Annotated in this window: 16 protein-coding genes and 2 pseudogenes; 15 read left to right on the plus strand and 3 right to left on the minus strand. The window is 63.6% G+C overall.

All coding sequences use genetic code 11. The features are described from left to right. Positions 1-6: 6 nt before the first annotated feature. From trbL to ACVMIM_RS13185, 5 genes are read left to right on the plus strand one after another with little or no spacing between them, the layout of a single operon-like run. Positions 7-1,329: a P-type conjugative transfer protein TrbL gene (gene trbL, locus ACVMIM_RS13165; RefSeq protein ID WP_040980079.1), complete on the plus strand. Its 1,323-nt coding sequence runs from the start codon at positions 7-9 to the stop codon at positions 1,327-1,329. Further along, on the plus strand, positions 1,330-2,061 hold the full coding sequence (gene trbF / locus ACVMIM_RS13170) for a conjugal transfer protein TrbF (protein ID WP_040980081.1): 732 nt from the start codon (positions 1,330-1,332) through the stop codon (positions 2,059-2,061). Then, a complete protein-coding gene (trbG, locus tag ACVMIM_RS13175; protein WP_040980083.1) occupies positions 2,051-3,079 on the plus strand; it encodes a P-type conjugative transfer protein TrbG in 1,029 nt (342 codons plus the stop codon). The genes trbF and trbG overlap by 11 nt, the downstream gene beginning before the upstream one ends. An 11-nt stretch (positions 3,080-3,090) precedes the next feature. Beyond that, a complete protein-coding gene (locus ACVMIM_RS13180; protein WP_040980085.1) occupies positions 3,091-4,305 on the plus strand; it encodes a TraB/TrbI/VirB10 family type IV secretion system protein in 1,215 nt (404 codons plus the stop codon). Positions 4,306-4,318: 13 nt separating this feature from the next. Beyond that, positions 4,319-4,597 (plus strand): DUF2274 domain-containing protein, encoded by a 279-nt coding sequence (locus ACVMIM_RS13185; RefSeq protein ID WP_040980087.1) that lies wholly within the window; start codon positions 4,319-4,321, stop codon positions 4,595-4,597. A gap of 377 nt (positions 4,598-4,974) precedes the next feature. Here ACVMIM_RS13185 and ACVMIM_RS13190 read toward each other — a convergent pair whose 3' ends face one another. Both ACVMIM_RS13190 and ACVMIM_RS13195 read right to left on the minus strand, forming a co-directional pair. After that, the gene (locus ACVMIM_RS13190; RefSeq protein ID WP_082037029.1) at positions 4,975-5,415 is read right to left on the minus strand and encodes a Ros/MucR family transcriptional regulator; all 441 of its coding nucleotides are present in this window, start codon (positions 5,413-5,415) and stop codon (positions 4,975-4,977) included. 584 nt (positions 5,416-5,999) lie between these two features. Further along, the gene (locus ACVMIM_RS13195; RefSeq protein ID WP_476112368.1) at positions 6,000-6,899 is read right to left on the minus strand and encodes an AraC family transcriptional regulator; all 900 of its coding nucleotides are present in this window, start codon (positions 6,897-6,899) and stop codon (positions 6,000-6,002) included. A gap of 152 nt (positions 6,900-7,051) precedes the next feature. On the opposite strand from ACVMIM_RS13195, the pseudogene ACVMIM_RS13200 reads away from it, so the two are divergent. The 3 genes and pseudogenes from ACVMIM_RS13200 to ACVMIM_RS13210 all read left to right on the plus strand — a co-directional run bounded on the left by ACVMIM_RS13200 (position 7,052) and on the right by ACVMIM_RS13210 (position 8,873). Beyond that, positions 7,052-7,811 (plus strand): annotated as a pseudogene (locus ACVMIM_RS13200) (SDR family NAD(P)-dependent oxidoreductase). A 97-nt stretch (positions 7,812-7,908) separates the two neighbouring features. After that, on the plus strand, positions 7,909-8,505 hold the full coding sequence (locus ACVMIM_RS13205; protein WP_476112370.1) for a cysteine hydrolase family protein: 597 nt from the start codon (positions 7,909-7,911) through the stop codon (positions 8,503-8,505). Between the two features lie 68 nt (positions 8,506-8,573). Further along, positions 8,574-8,873, plus strand: a complete 300-nt coding sequence (locus ACVMIM_RS13210; RefSeq protein ID WP_476112372.1) for a putative quinol monooxygenase — start codon at positions 8,574-8,576, stop codon at positions 8,871-8,873. A gap of 179 nt (positions 8,874-9,052) precedes the next feature. On the opposite strand, the pseudogene ACVMIM_RS13215 reads toward ACVMIM_RS13210, so the two are convergent. Continuing rightward, a pseudogene (locus tag ACVMIM_RS13215) lies at positions 9,053-9,193 on the minus strand (dihydrodipicolinate synthase family protein); the annotation flags it as partial. A gap of 274 nt (positions 9,194-9,467) precedes the next feature. On the opposite strand from ACVMIM_RS13215, the gene ACVMIM_RS13220 reads away from it, so the two are divergent. The 7 genes from ACVMIM_RS13220 (at position 9,468) to ACVMIM_RS13250 (ending at position 15,883) form a co-directional block, all read left to right on the plus strand. Then, the gene (locus ACVMIM_RS13220; protein ID WP_041000722.1) at positions 9,468-10,211 is read left to right on the plus strand and encodes a FadR/GntR family transcriptional regulator; all 744 of its coding nucleotides are present in this window, start codon (positions 9,468-9,470) and stop codon (positions 10,209-10,211) included. 85 nt (positions 10,212-10,296) lie between these two features. Beyond that, the gene (dgoD, locus tag ACVMIM_RS13225; protein WP_476117205.1) at positions 10,297-11,460 is read left to right on the plus strand and encodes a galactonate dehydratase; all 1,164 of its coding nucleotides are present in this window, start codon (positions 10,297-10,299) and stop codon (positions 11,458-11,460) included. Between the two features lie 2 nt (positions 11,461-11,462). After that, the gene (locus ACVMIM_RS13230; protein WP_278050292.1) at positions 11,463-12,239 is read left to right on the plus strand and encodes an SDR family oxidoreductase; all 777 of its coding nucleotides are present in this window, start codon (positions 11,463-11,465) and stop codon (positions 12,237-12,239) included. 79 nt (positions 12,240-12,318) lie between these two features. Next, positions 12,319-12,978: a substrate-binding domain-containing protein gene (locus tag ACVMIM_RS13235; protein ID WP_476112374.1), complete on the plus strand. Its 660-nt coding sequence runs from the start codon at positions 12,319-12,321 to the stop codon at positions 12,976-12,978. Continuing rightward, a complete protein-coding gene (locus tag ACVMIM_RS13240) occupies positions 12,935-13,312 on the plus strand; it encodes a type 1 periplasmic-binding domain-containing protein (protein WP_476112376.1) in 378 nt (125 codons plus the stop codon). The genes ACVMIM_RS13235 and ACVMIM_RS13240 overlap by 44 nt, the downstream gene beginning before the upstream one ends. A 64-nt stretch (positions 13,313-13,376) precedes the next feature. Beyond that, entirely contained in the window at positions 13,377-14,897 is a 1,521-nt protein-coding gene (locus ACVMIM_RS13245; protein ID WP_476112378.1) for a sugar ABC transporter ATP-binding protein, read from the plus strand. Further along, positions 14,894-15,883, plus strand: a complete 990-nt coding sequence (locus ACVMIM_RS13250; RefSeq protein ID WP_278050295.1) for an ABC transporter permease — start codon at positions 14,894-14,896, stop codon at positions 15,881-15,883. Before ACVMIM_RS13245 ends, ACVMIM_RS13250 begins: the two co-directional genes overlap by 4 nt.

A 15,883-nucleotide genomic window follows, 5' to 3' on the forward strand; every position in this document is an offset into this window, starting at 1 on the left:
GGCGGCATGAACGACCTTGGCGTCATCGATCGCTTCATGGAGACTTTTATCCGCTATATCGATAGCGGGTTCGGTCTGCTTTCGGGCGACGTCGCCTTCCTCACCACGATCCTAATTGGCATCGACATCACGCTGGCAGGCCTCGCCTGGGCATTCGGCGGCGAAGCCAACATTCTCGGCCGCCTCATCCGCAAGGTGCTCTATGTCGGCGTCTTTGCCTTCATCCTGAACAATTTCAAGAACCTCGCCGACATCATCTATCGGTCGTTTGCCGGCCTTGGCATCAACGCGTCTTCCGGCAATCTCTCCGCCGACAATCTCCTACATCCAGGCCGCATTGCCTCCACGGGTTTCGAGGGCGCCTGGCCGCTGCTCGATCAGGCGAGCCAGCTGCTCGGCTTCCCCGAAATCTTCGGAAACGCGCTCACCATCTTCGTGCTGCTGGTGGCCTGGTTCCTGGTCATCATTGCCTTCTTCATTCTTTCCATCCAGCTCTTCATCACCATCCTGGAGTTCAAGCTCACCACGCTGGCCGGATTCGTTCTGGTGCCCTTCGCACTCTGGAGCCGATCGGCGTTTCTCGCTGAACGCGTGCTCGGCAACGTGATCTCATCAGGCATCAAGGTGATGGTGCTCGCCGTCATTGTAGGCATCGGCTCCACGCTCTTCGGCGAGTTTGCTTCCGCGCTCCAGGGGAAGGAGCCCGACCTGGCGGCGGCCATGTCGCAGGTGCTAGGCGCGCTGGCGCTGCTTGGGCTCGGCATTTTTGGTCCTGGGATCGCCTCGGGTCTTGTCTCCGGCGCGCCGCAGCTTGGTGCGGGCGCAGCACTGGGCACCACGGCGGCCGCTGCCGGATCCACGCTCGTTGCCGGGGGAGCCGCCTTTGCCGGCGCGCGCATGGCAACCGGCGGCGGGCTTGCCGCCGTCCGAGCCGGCACCACCATGGGTTCGGCCGCTTCCTCGGCCTGGCAGCTGGGACGTGCAACCTCGCCCGACTCTGGCCTGTCCGGTGTGGCTGCTGGAATGCACGGCGTGGCAAGCGCCGCCGGCGCCGCCGTCATGCGAGCAGCACGATCTGCCGCGGGAGGCTTCGGGCCTAGCGTCAATGCTGGGCGCGAAGCCGCATGGACCGCTACAGGCGGTGCGCCGACCGCGTCAATGACCGGAGGTCCGGCCGGTTCTGCCTCTAACATCGCGCCCAATTGGGCGAGACGCATGCGCTCTGAACAGACCGCTCGTGCTCATCGCCACGCCGCCATGCAGGCTGTCCGCGAAGGGGACAGGCCGGGCGGCAGCGCCAATCCCTCTCTCAACGACAAGGACGACTAGATGCTCTTCAAGCGACCCGTTCAACGTTACGGCAACACGCCCGAGCCGGTCACGCCGTATCAGAAGGCCGGCCAGCTCTGGGATGAGCGCATCGGCTCATCGCGGGTACAGGCCCGCAATTGGCGGCTGATGGCCCTTGGCTGCCTCGCTTTAACGACTGGGCTCTCTGGCGGACTTGTTTGGCAATCGATGCAAAGCCGCGTCGTGCCTTACGTCGTCGAGGTCGACCGCTTCGGCGAGGCGCGTGCCGTCGCGCCGGCGATCCAGGATTATCAACCTTCCGATGCCCAGATCGCCTGGCATGTCGGCCGTTTCATCCAAAATGTCCGATCCGTCTCAACCGACCCGGTGCTGGTGCGGCAGAACTGGTTGGCTGCCTACGACTTGACCACCGACCGTGCAGCGCTCTTCCTCAACGAGTACGCCAAGGCGAACGACCCCTTCGGGCAGATCGGCACGCGCAGCGTGTCGGTGCAGGTGACCAGCGTGGTCAGGGCTTCCGACAGCTCGTTCCAGGTCAAATGGACCGAGCAGGTTTTTGAGCGGGGCAGCCTGGCCAGCACGACGCGCTGGACCGCGATCCTCACCGTCGTGATCCGGTCGCCAAGCAATACCGACCAGCTGCGCACCAACCCGCTCGGCGTCTTCATCAACGCCATTGATTGGTCGCGCGAACTCGACAGCGCAGCACCTGCATCCGTTTCCCCGAAGGAGCCCGCCAATGACAAATAGAGCCCCATCGCTCCGCGCCGTGCTGATCCTGTCTGCGTCGGCAGCCGTCCTCTCGGCCTGCGCATCGAAGCCGGTGCCGCCGCCTGAGATTTCTTATGACGCGGTCGACTTCAAAGCAGCGGCGATCGAGAGGTCGCCGGAGAAGCCGGTGAGGATCGTCGAGGTGCCAAAGCCGCTGCCTTTGCCCGGCCAGTTGCAGCCTGATCCAGGCAAGGTCGTCGAGGATAAACGTTCCCCTGAGGAACGTGTCGCGGACGCCAACAAGGCGGCGACACAGCAGCCCACCAAATACGGCTATGTCAATGCGGTCCAGGTCTATCCCTTTGCTGATGGGGCGCTTTATCAGCTTTACGCAGCACCCGAGCGCGTCACCGATATCGCTCTGCAACCGGGTGAGAAGCTGACGTCAGTGTCCGCGGGCGACACGGTGCGTTGGGTCATTGGCGATACAGTGAGCGGCACCGGAGACAATCAGCGCATCCATGTGCTGGTAAAGCCTTTCGCGCCGGGGCTTAGCACCAATCTGGTGATCACCACGGAACGGCGGACGTATCACCTCCAGCTACAAAGCACCGACAAAACCGCCATGGCGGCTATCTCATGGACCTATAGCGAAGACCAGATCGTCGCGCTGCGCCAGCGTAACGCTCAGGCCGAGGCCGCCACGCCCGTGGCGTCGAATGTGGCGCTCGAGAACATCCGCTTCCGCTATGCGATTAGTGGCGACACGCCGCCCTGGAGACCGACGCGTGCCTTCGACGACGGCAGCAAGGTCTATATCGAATTCCCGCGTCGCATCGATCAGGGCGAGGCGCCGCCGCTCTTCATCGTCGGAGCCGACGGCAGCAACCAGCTCGTCAACTACCGCATGCGCGGCAACTATTATGTTGTCGACCGGCTCTTCGCCGCGGCAGAGCTCCGCCTCGGCTCCAAGCAGCAGCAGGTGGTGCGCATCACCAGGACCGACGGCCGGCAACCGCCGCGGCGGATTTCGCTGTTTTCTCGTCTCGGCAGGTGAGGGGATCGCTCATGACTGACACGTCCCATTCCGCCGCTCCGCCGAAGCTTGATCCCGAGCAGCTGCAGTTACGAGCATCGCCGCGACGCGCCGTCCGATTTAGGCGCGGCGTGATCATTGCGATCGCCGCAGTCGGATCTGGCGCAATATTCGGCGTCACCATGATCGCGCTGAGGGGCCCATCTCTGCGCATCCAGGACTTGACGGAAGACCGCTATAACACCGAGCGCAAGCCAACCGCCGAGGGGCTCGATAGCCTGCCTAAGGACTATTCCGCGATCAAGCCAAAGCCGCCCGTGCTTGGGCCACCACTGCCGGGCGATCTCGGCCGGCCCATCCTTGAGCGACAGCGCCAGCTCGGCATCGCGCCGGGGCAGGAGATTTCCGCGGAGGAGCAGCGGCTCGCCCAACAGGCAATTTCGGCGCGCGAGTCGCAAGTCATGTTCCGGATCGACAATCGACCGAAGCAGACCGATGCCCCGGACAACGGGCAAGCCCGCCAGCAGCCATTTGAGGTGCTTCCTCAAGCCGGTGCCGCGGCCACGTCAGCTTCCGTTGCACCAGCCGAAGGCGATCAGAACAACCAACAGCGCAAGCTCGATTTCATCAGCCAACGGAGTACCGGCGGGATTTACAATCCGCATGAGCTGCAGACGCCGGCTTCGCCCTATCAGATCATGGCCGGCAGCGTCATCGCTGCAAGCCTTATCACCGGCATTAATTCCGATTTGCCCGGCATGGTCGTTGCGCAGATCACTGAGGACGTGCACGACACCGTCACGGGCAGTACCTTGCTCATCCCCCAAGGCTCACGCCTGATCGGCACCTATGACAGCGTCGTCGCCTTTGGACAGAAGCGCGCGCTGCTGGTCTGGCAGCGAATAATCCTGCCTGACGGCTCCTCGATCGAAATCGACAATCTGCCGGCGACGGACACTGCCGGGTATGCGGGGCTCGAGGACAAGGTGGATTTTCACACCTGGCAGTTGATCAAGGGCGTTGCGATGGCCACATTGCTAGGGGTCGGTACCGAGCTGAGCTTCGGGGAGAACGAAAGCGACCTCGTCAAGGCGATCCGCGAATCCACGCAGCAGAACGTCAGTCAAGCTGGCCAGCGCATCACGGAAAAGAACCTCAACATTCAGCCGACAATCACCGTCCGCCCTGGTTGGCCGCTGCGTGTCATCGTACACAAGGATCTCGTGCTCCGGCCGTACGCGCATTGAACAGGAAGAGCTCATGCCAAACCTGAAACTAGGAAAGCTTCCGGACCGGACGCCTTCCAAGATCACCATCACCGTTAGCGCCGGCTTGAGCCAAGCGCTCAACGATTATGCCGCGCTTTACCGTCAGACCTATGGCGAGTCGGAAACGGTGGCAGAACTCATCCCATTCATGCTGTCGGAGTTCCTCGAAAGTGACCGAGGATTTGCCAAGGCCAGAAAGGAAGGCCTGCCGGGCGTCGGCGCATCGGAAAAGCCGCGACGGCAATCAGCTGCAAGATTGGACGACACATAGAGCGGGGTACTCGGGCTCGTCCGTCTAAAGAAACCGCTGACGATTGCAGCGCTCGGAACTCTGCTGAAGATAACCACGCCAATATCGAGGCGCTCTAATGGCCTCTCGGGGAGTGATTCACCGGAGACCCGCGTTTGAGTTCCGAGAAAACCGCAAACCAAAAGCGATAGTCGCGGTCGCGCCCATCAAAATGGGCCGTCAATGCGCAGTGAGCTGCGGCAGTCGTCGCGTCCGGCCCATAGACATCGAGAGCTGCTTTGGCCGCCTCATCCGGGTCCGCAAAATCCCAAAGCGATAGACTGCCACGATTTGCTCGATCGGCGCTGTCACGATCACGCTGATTCCCTGGCACGCCAAGACCTCCGGTTGTCCACCATTCAGGCTTTCGCCTTGCGTTTCGCAGCAGGTTTTTTGGCAGGAGCAGACTTTCTTCCCAAACCTAACGATTTCGCCAGCGCTGATCGGGTGGCCGAGTAGTTCGGAGCGACCATGGGATAGTCCTTCGCCAATCCCCACTTCGCGCGGTATTCCTCGGGCGTCATCCCGTGTCGGGTTGCCAGATGGCGCTTAAGCGACTTGTATTTCTGACCGTCTTCAAGACTGATGATATAGTCCGGGAACACCGATCTTTTAGGATTGACTGCTGGCTTCTGCGCGGGTGCTTCTTCTGGAGCTGCTTGCCCAATATTAGACAATGCCGAATTAACGCTGGCGATCAAATCCGGCAGTCCAGATACGGGGACTGGATTCTTTTGGACGTAAGCGGAAACGATATCTGCGGTAAGTTCGATCAGATTATTGCCGGCTTCTTCGGACATGTCAGGCTCCAGGGTCACAAATCTATACGCTCATAGCCCTCAATCCAGCAACGTGCAACGTACCGGCGAGCTAGATCTGTGCCTGATCACTTAGAGCTAGGCAGCAGCGGATAAAAGCGCGTCGCAATAGAGTCGGCTCTCGTTGCTAGGAAACGATAGAGTCAAAGGCGTGCATGCCGCGACGGCGGCTACATTGTTGCAGGCTTTTCAACAGTGTAGCAATCTGACGGTATTGCTGACGGTATTCTTGTGCTAGCTGGTTAAAGTTTATCAAAAAAATCAATGAGATGATGTTCAAATTGATGATCGAGTGGGAATGATTTAGGTCTATCCGGATGTATCCGAAACTACGCCAAAGTACGATCTAAGGCGCTGATAAAAATAAATATTTGCTTCCTGTCTATCGACTCACGACTCCCGGCGATAGAGAACGATAGATGCCGTACCGGAAGGCTTTGCGGATCAGCGTGCGGCGATTTTGGGCTGTAGCGTACACATCGGCGGGTACGACGTGGGGGGCATCGAAGCGACCGGAGGCCGGAAAGAAAGCTGCTGGGGCGTAGCGCAGTAGCGCGACCAGATATCTAGGCCACCATCTGCCGTTCGATCACTTGACGCATCTCCCGGACGTGCCGCGCCGGCGGTGCGCCGAACTGCCGGAGATACTCGCGGCTGAACTGCGAGGCGCTCTCGTATCCGACGGCGAACGCAGCATCCGACGCGCTATGGCTGCCCGACAGCAACAGTTGGCGGGCCTCCTGCAATCTGAGCTGCTTCTGATACTGGAGAGGGCTAAAGCCGGTCATCGCCTGAAAATGGCGATGAAGGCTTGCGCGGCTCATGCCGCTGGCGTCGCAAAGGGCGTCGATGCGAAGGTGCGCGAAGGGGTGATCCCGAATCCACGCGATGGCGCGCCGGATACGGTCCAGGGCGCCGTCAGGCCGTGCGATCTGACGCAGCAATCGCCCCTGTGGGCCTTGCAGCAACCGGTAAAGCAGCTCGCGCTCGATCATCGGGGCGAGAACGGGAATATCTCCTGGACTGTCGAGCAACGACAGCAAGCGGAGCAATGTATCGCGAAGCGGAGCTGTCATCGGATTGATCGCGACGCCCATGCCTTTTTGGTCGCTCTCGCGTACCGAGGGCATTGTCGCGGCCAGCTCCGCTAACAGCGCCGGCTCCAGGACGAGCGACACCGCGACATAGGGGCGATCCTTGCCCGCATCCAGGATTTGCCCGATGAGCGGTAGGTCGAGCGCGCTGATGAAATACTGCGCGCTGTCGTAACTCAGAAGGGTATCTCCGATCGCAACGCGCTTCGATCCTTGCAGAATGAAGCAGATCATTGAGCGATAAAGGCAAGGCGTCTTGACGGTCGAGTCCTGGCCTACGAACATGTCGAGGCGAGGGATCAGTGTTTCCGTCAAGCCTGTCGCGGCATGGCGCAAAGCAATGTCGAGATGCGGCGCGAGATCGTCTGTCATATCTTCACTTATGACACCCCGCCGGCGAAAAGCCAAATCGTTGAGACAATCAGGCAAGAACTTGAGCCGATCGGGCGGGTTCCAAATCCGGCTTTAGCCTATCTTAGTTCGAGCGAGGCGCCCGATGGCGCGACGACCCGAGAAAGGCATCTATGACCCACCCGATCGCACTTATCACCGGCGCAAGCCGGGGCCTTGGCCGCAACATGGCGCTTCATTTGGCCAAAAGGGGTGTCCACATCATCGGTACCTACCGTAGCGGCGCGGCCGAGGCCGGTGCCTTGCGTCAGGAAATCGAAACGCTGGGCGGCAAGGTGTCGATGCTGGCGCTCGATGTGACCGATATGGCGAGCTTCCCGGCATTCGCCGCTGCCGTGTCCGAGACACTGAGGTCGGAGTTCGACCTGGATCGTTTCGACTATCTGGTCAACAACGCCGGCAACGGCCTGTTCTCGAACTTTGTCGACGCGACCGAAGAGCAATTCGCGTCGCTGGTTGCGACCCATCTTCAGGGTCCCGTTTTCCTGACGCAGAAAGCTCTTGCCGCTGATTGCCGACGGCGGGCGCATCCTGAACGTCTCGTCCGGTTTCGTGCGCTTCACCATGCCGGGCTACAGCCTCTATGCGGCCATGAAGGCGGCGATCGAGGTGCTTTCCCGCTACATGGCCGTCGAACTGGGCGAACGCCGGATTCGCGTCAACGCCATCGCGCCAGGCGCGATCGAAACCGACTTCGGCGGCGGCGCCGTCCGCGACAACGAGGGAGTCAACGCCTACGTCGCGCAAGGCATCGCCCTGGGCCGTGTCGGCCTGCCGGACGATGTCGGCCGGGCCGTCGCTGCGATCCTGTCCGACGACATGGCCTGGGCGAACGGCACGACCTTCGACATTTCGGGCGGGCAGTTGCTGTAGCCCGGAGACCGTCACCTATCCCGACCTCTTCAGCGACGATCTGCGTCAGCATGACGCGATGATCGCCGCCTGATCCCACCCAAAAAGGACCAACATCATGACCGAAGCATCCAAGAGCGCGCTGATCCTGATCGAATATGTAAACGACTGGCTCTCGCCGACCGGCGGCATCTATCCGTCGTTCCAGGACCGCGAGCAGGTCGACATCGCGATCGCCAATTCGAAGATCGCGCTCGCCGAAGCTCGCCGTCGCGGTATGCACGTGATCCACGCCTCGCTCAAGTTCGAGCCTGAGTTCAAGGTGCTGGGCGACGGCAAGTATGGGCTGCGCAAGATGATGCGCGACTATGGGTCGTTCCTGGGCGAGCAGGCAGACTTCTTTCCCGGCTTCGAGCCTGCGGAGGGCGAATTCGTCGTCCGCGAGCGCGGCGGCGGGAGCAGTGTTTTCGTCGGCACCACGCTCGACAGCTATCTGCGCAACAACCGCATCTTCGACATCTATCTCGCCGGCTTCTCGCTGCGCCAATGCGTCGAATCCTCGATGCGCAACGCCCACGACCTCGGCTACCACACCAACGTCATCTACGACGCATCGGCCGGCTACACCCGCAAGCAGCAGGACGACTTCGTGATGGAGATCGCGCCCTTCTACGCCAACGCCATCACCACGCAGGACTTCGTGGCGCAGGCATGAACCCTCGCTGGGGCCCGGCTCCATCAAGGGGCGAAGCATTCCTGCAGCCGGACGTTGGAGACGATACGATGATCGGAATGATAGTTGGGCTAACCATTGCACCGGGCAGCGGCGATGCCTTCGAACGCGCGTTCGCGGTGCAGGCCGCGGCGGTCCGCGCCAACGAGCCCGGCAACCGACTGTACGAACTGTTCCGCTCGCAGACGGTGCCCGACAGCTACACGCTCGTCGAGATCTACGAGGATGAGGCAGTGCTCGCCGCGCACCGGGCATCGCCGCACATGGCGAAGAGCCGCCCGCTGACCGCGCCGTTCCTCATCGGGCCGCCCATCATGCATGCGTTCGACGTCGTATCCCACCTCGGCTGATGCAGGCGTATCTGCTGCCGCTTCTCAGCGTTTCCTGCAACCAGCAAGGGGGTCCAGATGAAATATGCGCTTTTGGCAACGCCGCCATCATGGTCTCCACGGGGGCATGGGCCAAGACGTGCGACACCTCCGCAAAGACAGGAGATAGTAAAATGCCGACACCCATTGAGAATGCAGATTGCATCGACACCTTGGTCGATCGTGCAGTCAATGACACGTCGCATGCCTTCCTCGTCGATGCGGCCGTCCGCATGAAACGGCGTAGGCGCGACGGGCAGGATTCCGGTGAAGGGTGTGTTTGGCGTCAATAATTGCTCCATGGGGCTGCTATGTGCAGCGCGCTACTGGTGCGACTGAGTGGTGGTTAAGCTGCAGGAAACCCGCAGGACCTCGTCTGGCGCGAGCGGCGTCGATGCGTCGAGGCCTGGCTAGCGGCATGCGAACGGTCGAACCGGCGTGTAGCGCTGCCCGCAGGGCTGGTCTGCATCGTGTTCACGGGCATTCGTAATAGATCATATGAAGGGAAGATTTACATAGCACCTAACCTTTCATACAACAGCTTGCAACGGCGCGCTCGATCAGGAGAGAATTCCCATGGAAACAACAGCCCCTTTGGATGCCTTCGGCTGGATGCCTATGATCGACCAGGGTGGGGCGAGCGTGCACAACGCCGTCGTCAGCATGCTGGGAAGCCGCATCTTGGGTGGCGAATACGCTCCAGGCGAGGCGCTGCCGCGCGAGGACGAGCTCTGTGCCATGCTGGGCGTCAGCCGAACCTCTGTCCGGGAAGCGGTCAAGGTGCTGTCCGCGAAAGGCCTCGTTGAGGCCAGGCGACGGGCAGGCGTCAGGGTGCTGCCACGCGACAACTGGCGGCTGCTCGACCCAGTTGTGCTCGGCTGGCACCCGGCGATCCAGGACGATGAGGAGTTGGTTTCCGGCCTTTTGGAGGCGCGCAGGATCTTCGAGCCCGCGGCAGCCGAGCTTGCCGCCAGGCGCGCCACCGGCGCCGATCTTGCCGAAATCGAACGCGCGGTGGTCGGCATGCGCGACAACATCCCGGGCGATCTCAATGCCGTCTGCCAGGCGGATCTTGCCTTTCACAAGGGCGTCATCGCCGCCAGCCACAACGTTGTGCTCAAAGGACTGGTGGGCATGCTGGAAGCCGCGTTGCGCGCCACATTCCTCGTGACCAATCCACTGATGGAAGCGCAGTCGCGCGCGCTGTCCGCGCATGTCGCGGTGCTGGAAGCGATCCGTATCCGCGATACCGCCGGCGCCCGCGCCGCCATGAACAGGCTCCTCGACATCGCCGCTGACGATCTTCACGCCAAGGGGTGACGTTCTGCTTGACCTTTTTTTAGATCATATGATAATCCGGCATCATATGATCTAAGTGCGTCGGGAGAAGTTGCGCTTGAGAATCATGGCGATCACCACGCGCGTCGTAAACGCGGATATGCGCAACTGGGTCTTCGTGCGCATAGAGACCGACCAGCCTGGTCTCTACGGCTGGGGCGAAGCGACGCTGGAATGGAAGACCCAAGCCGTGGTCGGCGCCGTCAACGACCTCGCGCCGCTGCTAATCGGCCGCGATCCGCGCGACATCGAGCAGGCCGTGCGGATCCTCAAGAAGCACTCGTTCTGGCGGCTCGGCGTGATCGGCATGTCGGCCATCTCCGGCATCGAGCTGGCGCTCTGGGACATTTTTGGCAAATCGCTCGGCCAGCCGGTCTGGCGCCTGCTCGGCGGCAAGGTGCGCGACCGTGTGAAGGTCTACACGCATCTCGGCCTCGGCGACATGCAGGCTGTCTACGAGACGCTCGACGAGGAACCGCTGGTTGAGCGTGCCGCCGCGGTCGTCTCGAAAGGCTATAGGGCGCTGAAAGCCGTGTTCATTCCCTACAGCCACTATCACGCGCCGCTGGCCGACGTCGAAAAGGTCGGCCGCCTCATGGAGGCGCTGCGCAGGACAGTCGGGCCGGAAGTGGAAATCATGGTCGATTTCCATGGCCGTCCCGCCTCGGCCTCGACAGCTCTCGCCTATATCGACGCGCTGGCGCCGCACCGGCCGATGTTCGTCGAGGAGCCGCTGCCGCCGGGCGAGACCGGCGCGCTGGCTCAGCTCGCCGCCAAGTCACGCGTGCCGATCGCCACCGGCGAGCGGCTGATCGATCGCCCTGAGTTCGACGATCTCTTCCGGGTAAGGGCGGTGGATATCGTGCAGCCAGACATCTGCCACTGCGGTGGCCTGCTAGAGGCCAAGAAAATCGCCGCCATGGCCGAGGCGGTTTCGGTGGGAGTCGCGCCACACAATCCGCTCGGTCCGATCGCAGGCGCGGCGGCGCTGCATTTCGCTGTCTCAACGCCCAACCACCTGATCCAGGAAGAGATGGTCGGCGCCGTGCCCTGGTATTTCGAGGTGGTGAAGGGGCCGATCCGCATGCTCGACGGCTGCTGGCAGGTGCCGGACGCGCCGGGACTCGGCGTCGAGGTCGACGAGGCGGCCGCCGACCGGCATCCCTACAGGCCCGAAATCATGCACACCACTCATGCCGTCCTTGCCGACGGCACCATCGTGGACTGGTGACGATGGCCGGGCGTCTGAAGGACAAGGTGGCGATCATAACCGGCGCCGGCCGCGGCATCGGCGAGGCGACGGCGCGCGCGATGGCGGCCGAGGGCGCAGCGATCGTCGTGGCCGAGAAGGACGCGGCGACCGGAAGGAGCGTTGCCGCATCGCTCGTCGAAAGCGGCGCGCGGGCGCTGTTCGTGGAGACAGACGTCGCCGACAGCAAATCCTGCGGGGCCGTGGCCGAGCAGGCGCTCGCCGCCTTCGGCCGCATCGACGTGCTGGTCGCCAATGCCGGCATCAACGTCTTCCACGAGCCGCTCGAAACGACCGAGGAGGAATGGCGGCGCTGCTTCGCCGTCGACCTCGACGGCGTGTGGTATTCGGCGCGCGCTGTGCTGCCGGCGATGCGGGCGCAAAAGCAAGGTTCGGTCGTCGCCATCGCGTCCTGCCATTCCTTCGCGATCATCCCTTCGACTTTTCCCTATCCGGTCGCCAAGCACGGGCTGCTCGGCCTGGTGCGGTCGCTCGGCATCCAATACGCCGCCGAAGGCATCCGCGTGAACGCGATTGCGCCGGGCTATATCGAGACGCAGATCGCGGTCGACTACTGGAACACCTTTGCCGATCCGCAGGCGGAGCGCCAGCGCACCTACGACCTGCATCCGCCGCGCCGCATCGGCCGGCCGGAGGAGGTGGCGATGACCGCCGTCTTCCTCGGCTCCGACGAGGCGCCGTTCATCAACGCCGCCTGCATCGTCATCGATGGCGGCCGCTCGGTTCTCTACCACGAATGAGGTTTCGCGCCGGCGGCCGGTCGCCGGAACATCTGAAGCAGATCACGTCCCGCCGGCCGGGACCGATTGGGAGGAAACCATGAAACGCATAATCAAGGCCTGCCTTGCGGTTGCGGCTACCGCTGCCGTGGCAATGGCGGTCCACGGCGCCGGCGCGCAGGACAAGATGAAGTTCGGCTATATCAACAAGATGGGCGACCATCCCTGGTTCGTGCGCGAGGTGAAGGGCGCCAAGGACAAGGCGGCCGAGCTCGGCGTCGACCTGCTGGTCCAGGATGTGCAGTTCGACGCCAACCTCGCGGTCACCACTTTCGACACCTATGTCGGGGACGGCGTCAAGGGCATCGCCGTGGTGGTGCCGGACCGCTCGCTCGGCCCGGTTGTCGCCGACAAGGCCAAGGCCGCCAAGATCGGCCTGATCGCGGTCGACGACGACATCGCCTTCGCCGACGGCACGCCGGTCGCCTATGTCGGCATGAACGCGCTCAACATCGGCAAGCAGGTCGGCACCGAGATCGCCCGCATCGCCAAGGCGGAAGGCTGGGACAAGGACCTCTCCAAGGTCCGCGTCGGCTCGATCGAGGACCAGAAGGCCGACACCTGCATGCGCCGCAACAAGGGCGCGCAGGAGGCGCTGGTCGCGGCGATCCCGGAGATCAAGTCGCGCATCGTCTCGATCCCCTACGACAACACCCATGGTCAACTCGATCGACGTGGTGTCGACGACGCTGACGGCTAATCCCGACGCCGAGAAGTGGATCTTCTTCTCCTGCAACGACGACGGCGTGCTCGGCGGGGTTCGCGCCACCGAGAATGCCGGTATGAAGCCGGAGAACGTCATCGGCATCGGCATCGACGGCTCGCGTTCCTGCGAGGCCTTCGGCGCCGGCAAGCCCTCGGGCTTCCGCGGCACGATGTGGCTGGACAGCGCCAAGCACGGCGCAGCCGCGGTTCAGGCGCTCTACGATCAGGCCACCGGCAAGGGGATGCAGAAGGACTACTTCCAGGATGCCACCCTGATCAACGGCGAGAACTTCGCCAAGTTCAAGGATACGCTCGGTTGCAAGTCCTAGGCATTCTTTCCGCCGTATGGCGGACGGCCTTCGGGCGGGCGGCTTCCTGTGGAGCCGCCCGCAGATGACCGCGCCCCTCGTTTCCGTCGAGAGCGTCAGCAAGCGCTTCGGGGCCGTGCAGGCGCTGCGCGACGTGTCGGTCGCCTTCAACGCGGGCGAGATCACCGCGCTGATCGGCGAGAACGGCGCCGGCAAGTCGACGCTGATGCGCGTGCTGGAGGGCGAGCATCGCCCCGACAGCGGCAGGCTTCTGGTCGACGGCCGGCTGGTGCAGCTCAGCTCGCCGCGCGCGGCGCATGGCTTGGGCATCCGGGTCATTCACCAGGAGCCGGAGATCATCCCGGAGCTGACGGTGGCGGAGAACATCTTTATCGGCGACATCAAGGCGCGCGGCGGACTGTTCCTCGACCGCGCCGATCTGGAGCGGCGCAGCCTCGAGCTGCTCGGCGCGTTCGGGGTGGTGGATGTGCTTTCGCCCCGGCAGCGCTGCCAGGGCTTGAGCCCGGCGCTCAGGCAGCTCATCGAGATCATGCGGGCGCTGCGGCCCGGCGCGCGGCTGCTGGCCTTCGATGAGCCGACCTCGTCCCTGACGGAGGACGAGGCGCAGCGGCTGTTCCGCGTCATCCGGCGCCTCAAGGCCGACGGCGTTGCGGTGATCTATATCTCGCACCGGCTGCGCGAGATCATCGAGCTTGCCGACCGCTGCGTGGTGATGCGCGACGGCAGCCGCGTCGCCGACGAGCCGATCGCAGCGCTCGACGAGCAGCGCATGGTGCGGCTGATGGTCGGGCGGCCGGTGAGTGACCTGTTCAACCGCAGGAAGCGCACGCTCGGGCCAGTGCGGCTGGCGCTGGAAGATGTCACGACACGCCGTGTCGAAGGGATCAGCTTCGAGGTCAGGGCGGGCGAGATCGTCGGGCTGGGCGGCCTGGTCGGCGCCGGACGGACGGAAGTCGCGCGCGCCATCGTCGGCCTCGATCCACTGCTCTCCGGGCGGATGGCGGTCGGCGGCCGGCCCTACACGCCGCGCGAGCCGGCGGACGCGGTGGCGGCCGGAATTGGGCTGGTGCCTGAGGACCGCAAGCAGGAAGCGCTGCTCCTGATGCAGGCGGTGCGCGACAATGTCAGCCTCGTGGTGCCCGACAAGGTATCGCGCTACGGCTTTTTCAGCCGCCGGCGCGAGCGCGCATTGGTCGCCCGCCACGTCGCCGAGCTCAGGGTCAAGACGCCGTCGATCGAACAGGCCGTCGGAAAACTCTCCGGCGGCAACCAGCAGAAGGTCGTCTTCGCGCGCTGGCAGGCGCGCGGCCCGGCGGTGCTTATCCTCGACGAGCCGACGCGCGGCATCGATGTGGGCGCCAAGGCGGAGATCTACAGGCTGATCGAAAGCCTGGCCGACCAGGGGCTCGCTATCCTGCTCATCTCCTCGGAGATGCCCGAGCTGCTCGGCCTCGCCGACCGCGTGCTCGTCATGCAGGGCGGGCGCATCAGCGGCGAGCTTCCCTGGCAGGAGGCGAGCGAAGAGGCCGTGCTGGCGCTGGCCATGCGCTCGGGCAAAGAGACAATCGAAAGGAGGGTATCGTGACCGATACCGCGACCGCCGGCCGCGAGCGCGCGCCGGCAACCCTGTTCGGCCGCATCGGCGCGCAGAACATCAGCCTGCTGATCGCGCTCGCCGTGCTCGTGGCGATCTTCGGCGCGCTCAGGCCCGACGTGTTCTTTACCCCGCGCAACCTGATCAATATCGGGCTCGCGGTCACCATTCTCGGCATCCTCGCCATGGCGCAGACCGTCGTCATCGTGTCCGGCGGGCTCGACATCTCGGTCGGCTCGATCGTGGGTTTGAGCACCATGGTGCTTGCCGTCGCCGCCCAAGAAACCGGCTCGATCCCGGCCGGCATCCTGGCCGGACTGCTCGCCGGACTGGTGGCGGGCGCGATCAACGGTCTGATCATCGTCTACGGCCCCGTAAACGCGGTGATCGCGACGCTCGGCACCATGTCGGCCTTCCGCGGCCTCGCCTATCTGATGAACAACGGCAACTCGATCCCGATCACCGGCGACAGTCTGCGGGCGCTCGGCATCGGCACGCTTTTCGGCCTGCCTTTCGCCATCTGGCTGCTGATCGCCGCGATGGCGGCCTTCATCGTCTTCACCCGCGAGACGGTCGTCGGCCGCAACATCTACGCGCTCGGCGGCAATCCGACGGTGGCGCGGCTCGCCGGCATTCCGATCCGCCGCTACCAGATCTCGATCTATGCGATGAGCGGCTTCGCAGCCGCGGTCGCGGGCCTGGTGCTCGCCAGCCGCACCATGTCCGGGCAGCCTGCCTCGGGCAGCCAGGGACTCGAGCTCGAGGCCATCACCGCCGCGATCCTCGGCGGCTGCGCGCTGCAGGGCGGCAAGGGCACGATCGTCGGCGCCATGCTCGGCGTGCTGATCATCGGCGTCCTCAACAACGGCATGATCCTGACCAGCGTGCCGACCTTCTACCAGCTGCTCGCCAAGGGCGCGCTGCTGATCCTGGCGGTCATCGTGCAGGAGCGCCAGCGGGCGCGATCGGGAGAGTAG

The sequence above is a fragment of the Mesorhizobium sp. USDA 4413 genome, from assembly GCF_056280365.1.